Consider the following 12,089-nt stretch of genomic DNA (forward strand, 5'->3'; position numbering starts at 1 on the left):
GGAGTGTATTCCAAATATATCATGATAATTTTGGAGTGCAACCCATGATTACCGATAGATAGCATTCTCCACACTTATGAAGGCATGTTGACTCCGGACCAAGCTGAGAGGGACGTCCATTTAATATGCTTCTGCGTGCTAATCAAATAAAACAGTACCGCTAACTAATCAATTTAATAGTCTTCAACCCCCCGCATCCACGTCATAAAGGGGTACCAACTCAGAAACAACCCCCGACAAAATGAATGAGCTAGGTGAGTTCCGGATGATTTCTATTTAACCAATCTTGAACTTCCTCTTTGAATCCTTGTAGAAATACCAGCAGCTCTTTGATATCTGAAGTTGTGACCGCACCGGCATAGTTATATTCAAGTTTGTTCCGCTTCATCCTGCAGGCATTTAGATATTCCGCAGTCTCGTTCCATTCTGAACCCAGTATTTCCGGAACTGACATTATAGTCCGATAATAATGGTTTAAGCCAAACAGGATAGTAAATAATTCAGCTCGGGTTCTTGAGGAAAGGATGAATTCAAGCGTTTTCATAATGCGTGTATATACTACGCATATGCGTGGAATATCAACGCATTACTCCGTTATCGCCAGTTAGTTTCAATGCATTACTACAGAGTATTTCATCTCAAGATAACCGCGGTATCTTTATTGAAATTATCATCAGATTCACCGCCATTGCAGTGAATGTCTTCTTCGTGAAGGAGAATCCCACAGAGTTAGAGAGGCTTGGCAAGACTCTGGAAGATGTTGATGATGATCTGCTTAAAGCAATCCTTCTCGAGGTTCAAGATTCAGGTTACATACTTTCCCATTCGACTTTTTCTTCAGAAATTTCCATCAGCCATATCTTCGAGTAGTAATCCGGATTCAGCGAGTATGCCATAATACCATATTCATCGATGATGAAATCCCAGAATTGGCCATCATCTCCTATACCTTCAACTTCTGCTACGAAAAGTGAATTACCCTGGGCATCGTAAACGTCGAATACAGGCGCAAGCTCGGTTCCTCTTCTAACCCATATTCTGTCTTCACTGTCACAGCCGATATCGCTTATCATCCATCTGTACGGTTCCGGATTGTATTCTATCACAACCCCCTGCGCGCCTATGTTCCTCAACCAGGCTTCCATCCAGGCTTTTTCATCCTGGATCTCCCCCGGTGATTTCTCTACCTGAGGGACTTCCTTTTCGATGTGCAGGAGCTGATTTCCATCTCTGTCGAAAACATTTACGATATAGTCTTCGGTGGAGTAGGGAGCGATGTATACATTGCCGGATCTGTCAGCAAAGAATTCATGACTGAAGAGTGTCTGGTTGAGCAGTCCGGTCAGGTCGGTCGGGTCGAACTGGAAATCCGTTTCGTAGTAAAGCACAGACGGTTCGTTATCCTCCTCGTACCTTCCTATTAGAAAACTGGAAATCAGTTCTCCATCGACAACATCAATTGTAAGTTTCAGCGCGATATAGGCGTTGGAATCAGCTCCGACCATCTTCATCGGTGGATTGTTCGTGAACTCAGCGGACAGTCCCTCCCATTCCCCGTCAGGCAGAAAATTGTGTATTCCGCCCTGCATGGGGGCGCAGATAGAAATCCTTCCGTCGCCGAGAACCGCCATTGCGAACGAGGCGGTGATCTCACCGGGACCGTTTCCCTCACGCGCTATGGTTCTTACGAATTCCCCACGGGGGGAATAGACTTTCACGCAGCAGGCTCCTCTGTCCATAACGTAGATATTACCGTCAGGACCATGTGTAAGAGCGTCTATCGAGGCAAAAACGTAATTGCTGTCCCCTATTTCTACACCAATTGAGTCAATCACAGTTATGGAGACTCGCTCTTCATTCGGCTCCGTATCTTCGAAAGCCGGCGCTGATTCCTCTCCGCACCCGATAACAACAGTAAGCACAAATGACAGGGCTATAGCTAATTTGTTATGTATTCTCATAGTGAATGGGTCTCCTTCCGTAATACCACCTGACTGATAACCTCAGGTTTGCATCAAGCTGTTAGTTTGCGTGTATTTATCAAATATTGTTATTCTTCTGTGTTATTATACAAACTTTTTTTGAGAATTCGAAAATTCGACATTCTATTTAGATGTTCCACGGTTAAAACAGCTTGAGTATCACATCTTTAGCTGGATAGATTTATGCATTCGTGAACTCCGTTCTAAACGATTATCATATATCCATACAATCAACAGAGGAGTACTGATGAAATCTTCAATTGCTTTTACCATTTGTCTCGTTTCAATTGCCGCAGCTATAGGTAACGGTTTTCCTGATGATCCAGCTGGAGTTGAGATAATCGACAGGGCTTACTATAGAGACTTTTCTACACTGGATGGAGCGCTTCTTTACATGAGGCTTTTCAACGACGGAGACCAGGGAACGGTTGAACTGTTCCGCGGCATCTCCGATGGCCTGGAATATAACTGGGAATTGGTATACTCATGGCAGCCCAGATTTAATGGTGATGACGCCTATACATTTCTTCCGGTATGTGTGATTTCCCTTCAGCCCGGCAGCAACTCCCTTCTGATCACCTGGATAGAAATACTGTTTACAGAATATTGCGAAGGGATTGCTTCTCTGTATCTGGAATACAATCTTGAAAACGGAGAAATAGACGAATTCTGGGTGGACTGAACACTAAAAGTAAACCTGGAGAACAGCAGCAGCTCATGCATGAACAGGTCTTCAGCACGGAGCAGGACCGAGAGATAATTGGAAGTGATTCGGATTTTAGAATAACACACGGAGGTCAGATAAATGAGAAGAGTATTGATTACAGTGCTTCTGTTCATCGTATCCATCGCCTGGAGTCAGATTGATTATCAGCCTATTTCCGGTGAGTTACTGGAGCATTGGAATACTACTTCTCCATCTTTCCATCCGAAAGTTTACCACTTCGATCCCGAGAAACTCCCGGATGGCATCCATGAACTTCGTATAGTCGGTATTGAAGTTGAGGGGGACTCGCTGGATATCTATCTGCTGGGAACAGCTGCTGATACCGATATTCCTTTTCTACTGGCGACTGGCGGCTACAGGGGAAACCATAACTTCACTAAATCAGACGCGAGTTATGACGAAGATGAAGGTCTGATATGTCTCTGCTTCCAGATGTCCTTCTCCGCGAGATATTGTAAGGGCTGTTACCGATGGGATATTGAGAGTGAATCGCTGGAGCTTATAAGATACATCAATGGAGACCCATCTCTGGACGCAGTAGAAAGAGCAGACAGTCTTATGGCCGAGGGAGATATCGCTGAAGCAATAGATGAACTGAACTATATGTTCTATCCCGGCAACTATTACAGTACCGATGAAATGATCGCCCGATTGCTCAGAAGCATCAACAGAGCCGCCGGGGATGCAGAGGCCGAGGGCAATTTCGAGGAAGCAGTGGATCTGTTCGGGGATCTTGCCGATTTTCTTCATACAGATAGAGAGTGGTTTACCGCTTTCACGGACAGCCTGGATTATGTAAATTGTGATTATTCGGAATACATGGGTCTGGGCGAGTACGCCATGATCATGAACAACTACGCGTATTTTCTTGAGCAGACAGATGATCTTGATAAATCCCTGGTAGTTCTGAGAAAGGTTCTTGATCTGAAACCACAACGGATGGTTGCTCATCTCAACATAGCGGATGTTCTTTGGGCACTTGGTGAACCTGCCGAGGCGGGAGGGCACTACAGAATCTACGTGGAGATGATGACCGACCGGGAATTGACACACCAGATTCCGGATTATGCGCATGAACGACTGGCTCAGCTGCATGCGGTATCAGAGACCGGCATAGAAATTGAAGAAGTTTCTCCGGGTCCGGTTGAAGGAATGGAATTCGCGCATATCCCTTCGGGATCTTTTCTAATGGGCAGCCCCTCTTCGGAGGATGGTCGTTACGACAATGAAGGCCCTCAGCACAGAGTTGATATTAGTGCTTTCGAGCTGATGACCACGGAGGTAACACAGGGGATGTGGCTCGAAATCATGGGAACTGATCTCAGGAGCTACCGGGATATTGCAAATCCCGAATGGGGTTTGAGTGGAGAAGGATACTATTATCCAATGTATTATCTATCTTGGAATGACTGTCAGAGATTTGCTGTTGCCATGAATGCCATGGATCCAGATTACATTTACCGTCTTCCTTCTGAAGCGGAGTGGGAATACTCATGCCGTGCAGGAACAAATACATCCTATTACTGGGGAGATGTGTCGCCTGTCAGCTTAATTGACAGATACTGCTGGTACAAAAATAACTCCGATGACGTTTCTCATCCGGTGGCTCAAAAGGAACCCAATCCATGGGGATTGTACAACATGAGTGGCAACGTGTCTGAATGGTGCGAAGATACCTATCATGACAGTTATTCAGGCGCTCCGTCAGATGGCAGCGCCTGGGTCGGTAGAAGGGATTCTTTACGGATCTATCGTTGCGGTAATAAGGCCTTCGAAGCTCTCCATTGCCGATCGGCGGAACGCTGTTACATTGTTCCCGGCAGTCGTTTCAGTAATGTGGGTTTCCGTCTTGTGAGAGTATCTAGAACTCCGGAGATGGTTGTTAAAGTATTTTTTGACGCATACAATAGTTCGAACGGATATTTGGTTCTCTCCCTTTTACCGGCAGAAGCAACTGAAGGTTTACTTGGTATCACAGAACCATTTATGGATGATCCTGAAGGTACTTCTGAGATATTTACCTCTATGGGGTTTGATATCACTGCAGAAGAGGTTGAGTATTTGACAGCTGGTGATTTCTTCTCAATAAGCCTCATGGCTGAAGATGTTTTACCTGACCTCAGCTCCGTTGCAATAGAGATAGGCGATGCTATTATTGACGGCGATACCGCAATTGTACCGGTTGTCGTTGATGGCAGTGAGGATGAGATTGAACTCATTCTCGAGAACGGCTGCTGGGAGTTTGCGGATTCTTTCGAAAGCATGTTTCAGGAGGATGCAGAGGAATAGGGAACTTCGTAATTACCCTCCGGGTTAAGTGAACCAGCACTTCATTCCCGGGTGTACTCCCCTATGTATTCAGTCCGCATCACTGTCTGCCCTTCAATAGCCTCTCTCAATTCTTCGGCAGTGGCTCCGGGGGCCAGATGTATTCGTCCCTCAAGGGCGTACAGCGTAAAGATGTATCTGTGTTTTCCCGAAGGAGGCGCGGGGCCGTCGTATCCTATGTTACCCCAACTGTTTTCCCCCTGAAGCGTACCATCTTCAAGCTCTCTTTCTGAAGGCATTCCTTCTTCGAGTACTCTTTTTTCACCGGGAATATTGTATACAACCCAGTGAACCCAATTTCCTGAGGGTGCGTCTGGATCTTCGCAGATAAGGGCATATGATCCCGCCTCAAAACTGCATTCCCATTCAAGCGGCGGAGAAATGTTGTCACCGTCCGCAGTGAATTGAACAGGTATCAGATCTCCGTTTGCGAAAGCTGAACTCCACAAGGCAAAGACTATCGCTACCATTTTCTCCTCCTCCTGATTACTGGAATACAACCCTGTCCACCGGAATACCGTAACGGACAAGTATCTCATCGTTGGCAGTAATGGATTCTTCCCTGTCCAGGACAATGATGTTGCCCAGGTTGGTGGTCAGCTCAAGGAATTGTCCCGTTCCTCCGTCAACCATTTCAACGAATTGTGAGAAACTGCTTACCGGAACACCATCTATCATTTCGATTATCTCACTCTGAATGTTTTCATAACCGGCGTTTACCTCAGCCGCCAGCATAAAAGTAATGATGACTATTTCCTCTCTGTCTTCCGTGCGCCAGTTGTCGAACAAGAACGGGTAGGTGAGATAGTCAACGGAGTACAGGCGCCAGTCACTGCCCCATTCTTCAAGATAATTCAGAGTAAGGGGCATGAACACGGCTCCTCCGAAAATGAAATACTCTGACTTAGTGTCATAAATTTTGCTGGAAACAACTGTAAGATCGTGCAATGTTTTGCTTAGTGTTATCTCAACTGTCTTCGGGATTCCTTCTCTGACTATCTCCAGGCGAATTGTCTCGCCTATCTGGCGTCGATTCACCATATAATCCAGTCTGGTTCGGCTGCCTGATCTGAATTCCACCGTTCCGTCCCCCGCGATTGATCTGCCGTCTATCTTCATCAGCACATCACCCGGCTCCAGCACCTCCGCTGCAGGTGAGCCGTAGGCAGTTCGTGTAACCATCACTCCTGCCTGTTCTTCTTCAATCCCGAATCTTCCGGAAAAAGCACTGTTACGAATGTTCTGATAGCTGAATCCGGCGGCGGGGAAACCGTCGTAGTTTCCGTCCTCCATGTCCTCAAAAAAGTGCCTTATCACAGGAACCGGAATCACGTAACCTATATTGTCCGCCTGTGTCATGGTCTGCATAGCAACGCCGATGATTTCGTTGTTGATGACGGCAGGTCCGCCGCTGTTCCCCGGATTGATAGCCGCATCAATCTGCACTGTTAGAAGAGAAAGACCGCTATGAACGTAGCGATAGCTCTCGATCCTGGAGATAACTCCCTGAGTGGTACTCAGGGCATCTCCACCCATCGGGTAGCCGTAGACTGTAACCTGCTCTCTGGGGTGTGGAAGCTCACCCAGTTCCAGAGGATCTATGCCCTGGAAGAAAGATTCATCGTTCACGGTTATAAGCGCAAGGTCTGCGTCATGGGACACGGCAACAACAAAAGCCTGATACTTCCTGGGATCACCCTCTTTCCGCACCTGCAGGTAGGTTTCATTGCTTACAACATGTGCGTTTGTAAGTATCATGTTCCCATCGACCACACAACCGGAGCCTGAGCTTTCCCTGAGAGCTTCGGTACTCCAGGGAATGTAATAGTCATACGCCATGCTGTTCGTGTATATCTTTACCATAGCCTGATCTATGTCCGTGGCCAGGCCAACCGTGAAGAAAGTAAGCGCAAAAAATATTGTCCAGAGTTTCATTACAATCCTTACATCTGTGTTTTCATTCGTGTATTCCGCAATTGTTGTATTCTAATCGAAGGTTTACGCTCCCGCCATTTACTGGCGACTTATTTCTGAAAACAGAGGTTTCAAGCCTGGGTTTCTGGAGGTATCAACAGAGTGCTCATTGTTTCGGAGAACAGGAGTACTTATCCATATAGTCGATTTCCAGTATATGGGACGATCCGATGGATAGCCGAGGTTCAGTTCACCGAGTCAGCGCTTGAGCAATCCACCTGGGGGAGTTTGAAGACACAGTTCTAACCGGCAAAATTGATCAGCTGCAGACAGATAAGTAAACCGCCCATGTGTTCCTGCGAATTGAAATTGGCATAACCGTACAAGCCTATACCCAGTTTCTCGGTGGGAGTCCAGAACAACTGTACTGCAACTGGTAATCCTATGGTAGTAAAACTTTCAATTTCGCTTTGACCGGATAGATCCCAACTTCCACTGACAAAACCGATGCCTGTCTCAAGACCGATCAAACCATACGTTGTACTCCACGCCAGCCCTGATAAGATTGCCCCTTCCAGAAACTCTCTGGAGTCGGATAAAATAGCTACCTCGGTGGAATACAAAAAGCGCGCTGAGAAAATATGCAAACCTGTTCGATAAGAGCCTGTAAGACCAAATCCATAATCTGGTTTGGCGGGGCCAAAACCGCCGTTGATCCAATATTCGGATTCGGCAGGTTTTTGTTCAAGTACGTCCTGTGCTGATACCTGCCGGATCAAACCTCCCGGCAGAACAGTACCCAGCATAATAAACAATAAACACTTTTTCATCTCTTCACTCCGTATTGAACCTATTCATGCACGGGAAGCTTTGCTTCCCTCCTTTTCCCAGACAGATAATACTGTTGAAAACATACACCTGTCAAAGTCCGGAGTGAATGCTGTATTTCCTTTTCATGTATCAAAACGAACCCGCTCCAGGGCAGCTGCTGAGCCGGATTCACTTTTCGTATGTCGCTTCCCGTTCATATTTTAAATATACTTAACATGTTTGAAAGAAAGGAGACAGGATGAAAGATCTGATATTTCTGTTCGTCGTTGCCCTCACAGCCCTGGGATGGGTGGATGAGGATGGACGTGACAGTTCGATTCCCGAGGGAACACTTCCCGTGGGAGGTGATGCGATTGAGTTGACTATTCTGAACACCTTCCAGGTGTCATCTGCTGGTTCAATGTTCGGTCTGGATACTCAGGAAGAAATCAGCCAGCTTGTGGTTATGGATAAAAACGCCCACTTGATCCGAGCGGTGGAAATGGGTACCGGAAACCCTGTGTGGACAATTTATACCCGCTGTTCCTACACTTTCGGCTGCTGTCATAACTGGCCTTCCCCTTATTGGTGGTACATAAATTGTTATCTCCACACCAATATTAGTTATCACGATGGTACTACCTGGGATGTTGCATTTCCAAATCCTGCCGGATCAAACGGCAGAGGTATGGATTTCCAGAATGACGGAAACTACATCTGGGAAACGTACAGCAGCAGTATTTCACATGGTATCTACAGGATAGACGAGACTGGCAGCAACATTTTTTATGCTGTAACTGATGTTCCGGGGCAGATGAGTGGACTTGCCGTGTTCCCATACAACGGCAATCTCGGCATATTCGTCACCTGTTACGATTTTCAGGAATGGTTCCTCTTCGAATTCGACGGTTCAAGCATGACATATATAGGATCGGGCAATCCAGGGTTGAGTAATTTTACACAGTCACTTGGACTGACATATTACCCGGACACAGACACTTTCTTCTGGAGCTATAAAGTATACGGTACAATTCGATGGATAGCTGAGGTTCAGTTCACCGAGTCCGCGCTAGAGCAATCCACCTGGGGGAGTTTGAAGACACAGTTCTAACCGGCAAAATTGATCAGCTGCAGACAGATAAGTAAACCGCCCATGTGTTCCTGCGAATTGAAATTGGCATAACCGTACAAGCCTATACCCAGTTTCTCGGTGGGAGTCCAGAACAACTGTACTGCAACTGGTAATCCTATGGTAGTAAAACTTTCAATTTCGCTTTGACCGGATAGATCCCAACTTCCACTGACAAAACCGATGCCTGTCTCAAGACCGATCAAACCATACGTTGTACTCCACGCCAGCCCTGATAAGATTGCCCCTTCCAGAAACTCTCTGGAGTCGGATAAAATAGCTACCTCGGTGGAATACAAAAAGCGCGCTGAGAAAATATGCAAACCTGTTCGATAAGAGCCTGTAAGACCAAATCCATAATCTGGTTTGGCGGGGCCAAAACCGCCGTTGATCCAATATTCGGATTCGGCAGGTTTTTGTTCAAGTACGTCCTGTGCTGATACCTGCCGGATCAAACCTCCCGGCAGAACAGTACCCAGCATAATAAGCAATAGATACTTTTTCATCTCTTCACTCCGTATTGAACCTACTCATGCACGGGAAGCTTTGCTACCCTCCTTTTCCCAGACAGATAATACTGTTGAAAATATACCCAGGTCAAAGCCAGAAGTGAAGACCCTATGTATGTATTATCCCGGTCTAACCTCAGAGAATTACTAACTTTAAGAGAATAACAGCCTGATTCAGATCTTCAATGTGATATTTATCCTTGACCCGGCATGTAAACATTTGTATACATAATTAAACAAGCATGGTGAACCGAACATGAATGTATGCTCCGCTGCAAGGCGGATAAAACGGATGCGGAGCTGGAAGCACAGCGGCTTCAGTGGGGGAGTGTACCATGATGCGGCGCATCCAGTGAAAAGCTGCTGGAGGGAATGTTTGACCAGGCTTGTTTCGGGCAGTATGGTCAGTTTCAGGCAGAAAAAGGTAACATCTGCGTATGGATGAGCTGTTTTAGGAGAGGGTAATAGGATCGTGGAAAATCAACTTTCCTAGTATTCTTCAGATTGAGCTTTGCGAGTCTAAGGGAAAAGCTGGAATTCTCTGGAAGATATAGACATGCAAATATCTTATCTATCCGTGCTATCGTCCATGAAGATATTACAGTAAACGAAGTCACCCGATGGAGCCGAGGCCATATTCACGAGCCAGTTGGAGATTTTGATTTCATCCGATGGAACAAAACCCGGCAGATCTACAACCATGATCCGGTTATCATAACGTCCGCTGGATATTCCAGCGTACAGGAGATTCAGCACCGGCACATAACAGAGGTTATCAGCTTCGAAAGACATACCTATGGAATTGGTGACCTCCAGAGTGTTCCTGTCGAGAGCCAGTACTCCTCCTTCGGCAGGGAAATTTTTCCATGATACATAAATGTTGTCTGAAGCGGGTACGACGCAGATATCGGTTATATAATTACCAATATCTGCCGATGCGATTTCCTTGTCTGTATCCGGATCGATGCAGATAAGCTGATTACTGCTGTCGGAGATGTAAAGCTCATTTCCGTTTTCGGAGAAAACAGGAGAAAAAGCAGCATGACTGAGTGTATCGACAACTTCGCCCTGTTCAACATCGACCACCAGCGTTCCCGGTCCAGAGGTTCTGAGGAAAAGAATATAGACCAGATCAGTTCCCGATCTGTACGCCATATCAAGAGTCATGGTACAGTTCAACTGGACAGTATCAGTTATCGCAAGAGATGGACTGTCTATGATAAAAAGCTCACCCTCGAAGGTTGTGTATAGTTCTGTTCCCAGCGAGTTCATGCACAGTCCGAGATAATAATTGTGACCTCCTAAATCAAGACCACCGCTTATAGAATTAGAAAGGCAGTCAATCTGTATAATGTTATCACCTTCTGATGAGTTAATGTAGGTGTAACGGCCATCGGGAGAAATGATGATGTCACGGTGAAAAGTTGGGTCCAGCTCGATATTCGCGACGATTGAACCGGTGGATGTGTTGACAACAGAAACCCGAGAATACTGGGAAAATGATGGTCCTGTTGAATCAGAGCATGCAAGGATTAAGAGGATGAATGCAAAGATTGTCAGTCGCAGCATTTCTTCTCCATTCCGAATAGCCTGGTATCTGATTGAGCTTAAAAACCAAATGACTCTGTATGTATGATACTCAAAATAAAGGATATATCCAGGCGGATGTTTTGGACAATTACATTCTCAAAGCAGAAAATGTCTTCCTCTTGCTGGATATTCGAGAGTTCAGTATACAATGCCCCAGATGTGACATGCCCCTGCATCTTGACGGTCCTCTTGAGAAAGCCCACTGCAACAGCTGTCAGTCGGATATTGATGTGCCCAGGAGCTATTGGATTGAAACCCTAGCCAACTCCTGTAGAAAGATGCAGGAAACAGACCCCGGTATGGGAACCTCTTCCATGCTTATCGGTACTTTCCATGGAGATCTTACGCTGGCCAGATTCGATCCTTACTGCGATAACTGCAGAACCTCTTTTGAAGACCCCTGGGTTCTACCTCATGGAACCATCTATACCTGTAAGAAATGCGGTGCGGTGTATCCTGTTCAGTCCCCGCCCGGCTGCGCAGTTCGGTTAAAAAGACTAATGATTATATGAGTACAGTCAAACATATATTAGTCGTGTCATTACCATTCGGAGATATGTTTAATATCTGCCCATGTGGCGTTGTCGAGAGCCAGGCTATCACCTATTGCAGTAATGGTAAGGCCATATATTCGCCAGTCAACAGAAAGAGAACCAACATCGATGCATGAACCATAGCCATAGAAACGGATACCGATCCATTCCCCTCCGGAAATCCAATCGGGAGACGCATTGATTGTCGCGGTTTCGTTAATTGTTCCCTCATATGATAGTGACCTGCTCCATATTTCAATCCATGTAGAACCAGATGCTTTCATCAGGATATTGAAATTTGCATTTCCTTCTGACACTTGTGCAAGGAGGTAATATGGTATTGTAACAATAATGGAGTCCGTTCCATCCGGAATGAAGTAGACGAGCTCGGTGCTTGAATTAGTAGTGAGCATATCTGCATCCCACCATGTATCCGGCCAGGAAGAATTGGTTACAGCTCCATATGGACCGAATTCCCAACTTGAATTAGCATACCAGTTATTAGGCAACTCGTTGAAATCAGTTTGAAAAATAACAGCATCGGAAAACACAGGGAAAATTATCGAT

Annotated in this window: 11 protein-coding genes; 4 read left to right on the forward strand and 7 right to left on the reverse strand. The window is 45.9% G+C overall.

Annotated features, from left to right (window positions below):
- Positions 1 to 809: 809 nt before the first annotated feature.
- Positions 810 to 1,961 (reverse strand): hypothetical protein, encoded by a 1,152-nt coding sequence (locus K8S15_06860; GenBank protein ID MCD4775757.1) that lies wholly within the window; start codon positions 1,959 to 1,961, stop codon positions 810 to 812.
- Positions 1,962 to 2,229: 268 nt separating this feature from the next.
- On the opposite strand from K8S15_06860, the gene K8S15_06865 reads away from it, so the two are divergent.
- Positions 2,230 to 2,664 (forward strand): hypothetical protein, encoded by a 435-nt coding sequence (locus K8S15_06865; protein MCD4775758.1) that lies wholly within the window; start codon positions 2,230 to 2,232, stop codon positions 2,662 to 2,664.
- Positions 2,665 to 2,787: 123 nt separating this feature from the next.
- Complete coding sequence (locus tag K8S15_06870) at positions 2,788 to 4,998, forward strand: SUMF1/EgtB/PvdO family nonheme iron enzyme (protein ID MCD4775759.1); 2,211 nt, start codon at positions 2,788 to 2,790, stop codon at positions 4,996 to 4,998.
- 41 nt (positions 4,999 to 5,039) lie between these two features.
- On the opposite strand, the gene K8S15_06875 is transcribed toward K8S15_06870, so the two are convergent.
- The 3 genes from K8S15_06875 to K8S15_06885 all read right to left on the reverse strand — a co-directional run bounded on the left by K8S15_06875 (position 5,040) and on the right by K8S15_06885 (position 7,781).
- Complete coding sequence (locus K8S15_06875) at positions 5,040 to 5,507, reverse strand: YbhB/YbcL family Raf kinase inhibitor-like protein (protein ID MCD4775760.1); 468 nt, start codon at positions 5,505 to 5,507, stop codon at positions 5,040 to 5,042.
- A gap of 16 nt (positions 5,508 to 5,523) precedes the next feature.
- Complete coding sequence (locus K8S15_06880) at positions 5,524 to 6,972, reverse strand: trypsin-like peptidase domain-containing protein (protein ID MCD4775761.1); 1,449 nt, start codon at positions 6,970 to 6,972, stop codon at positions 5,524 to 5,526.
- Positions 6,973 to 7,253: 281 nt separating this feature from the next.
- Positions 7,254 to 7,781, reverse strand: a complete 528-nt coding sequence (locus K8S15_06885) for a hypothetical protein (protein ID MCD4775762.1) — start codon at positions 7,779 to 7,781, stop codon at positions 7,254 to 7,256.
- Positions 7,782 to 8,020: 239 nt separating this feature from the next.
- Between K8S15_06885 and K8S15_06890 the strand changes: the two genes are divergently transcribed.
- Positions 8,021 to 8,872, forward strand: a complete 852-nt coding sequence (locus K8S15_06890) for a hypothetical protein (protein ID MCD4775763.1) — start codon at positions 8,021 to 8,023, stop codon at positions 8,870 to 8,872.
- Here the strand turns inward: K8S15_06890 and K8S15_06895 are convergent.
- Together K8S15_06895 and K8S15_06900 are read right to left on the reverse strand one after the other, a co-directional pair.
- Positions 8,869 to 9,396 carry a hypothetical protein gene (locus K8S15_06895; GenBank protein ID MCD4775764.1) on the reverse strand — a complete coding sequence of 176 codons (528 nt, stop codon included), beginning with the start codon at positions 9,394 to 9,396 and terminating at the stop codon, positions 8,869 to 8,871. The genes K8S15_06890 and K8S15_06895 overlap by 4 nt on opposite strands.
- Positions 9,397 to 9,966: 570 nt before the next feature.
- Positions 9,967 to 10,968: a hypothetical protein gene (locus K8S15_06900; GenBank protein MCD4775765.1), complete on the reverse strand. Its 1,002-nt coding sequence runs from the start codon at positions 10,966 to 10,968 to the stop codon at positions 9,967 to 9,969.
- Positions 10,969 to 11,069: 101 nt separating this feature from the next.
- On the opposite strand from K8S15_06900, the gene K8S15_06905 reads away from it, so the two are divergent.
- Entirely contained in the window at positions 11,070 to 11,501 is a 432-nt protein-coding gene (locus K8S15_06905; GenBank protein ID MCD4775766.1) for a 60S ribosomal export protein NMD3, read from the forward strand.
- 29 nt (positions 11,502 to 11,530) lie between these two features.
- Here the strand turns inward: K8S15_06905 and K8S15_06910 are convergent.
- The coding region (locus K8S15_06910) for a hypothetical protein (protein MCD4775767.1) at positions 11,531 to 12,089 on the reverse strand (559 nt) is incomplete at its 5' end.

Source organism: Candidatus Aegiribacteria sp., assembly GCA_021108005.1.
GTDB lineage: Bacteria > Fermentibacterota > Fermentibacteria > Fermentibacterales > JCC-6 > Aegiribacteria.

What these genes read in the sequence shown, in the direction of transcription:
- K8S15_06875 (MCD4775760.1), bottom strand. Translation starts at nt 5,507, where the DNA reads ATGGTAGCGATAGTCTTTGCCTTGTGGAGTTCAGCTTTCGCAAACGGA.
- K8S15_06900 (MCD4775765.1), bottom strand. Translation starts at nt 10,968, where the DNA reads ATGCTGCGACTGACAATCTTTGCATTCATCCTCTTAATCCTTGCATGC.
- K8S15_06895 (MCD4775764.1), bottom strand. Translation starts at nt 9,396, where the DNA reads ATGAAAAAGTATCTATTGCTTATTATGCTGGGTACTGTTCTGCCGGGA.
- K8S15_06865 (MCD4775758.1), top strand. Translation starts at nt 2,230, where the DNA reads ATGAAATCTTCAATTGCTTTTACCATTTGTCTCGTTTCAATTGCCGCA.
- K8S15_06860 (MCD4775757.1), bottom strand. Translation starts at nt 1,961, where the DNA reads ATGAGAATACATAACAAATTAGCTATAGCCCTGTCATTTGTGCTTACT.
- K8S15_06870 (MCD4775759.1), top strand. Translation starts at nt 2,788, where the DNA reads ATGAGAAGAGTATTGATTACAGTGCTTCTGTTCATCGTATCCATCGCC.
- K8S15_06880 (MCD4775761.1), bottom strand. Translation starts at nt 6,972, where the DNA reads ATGAAACTCTGGACAATATTTTTTGCGCTTACTTTCTTCACGGTTGGC.
- K8S15_06885 (MCD4775762.1), bottom strand. Translation starts at nt 7,781, where the DNA reads ATGAAAAAGTGTTTATTGTTTATTATGCTGGGTACTGTTCTGCCGGGA.
- K8S15_06890 (MCD4775763.1), top strand. Translation starts at nt 8,021, where the DNA reads ATGAAAGATCTGATATTTCTGTTCGTCGTTGCCCTCACAGCCCTGGGA.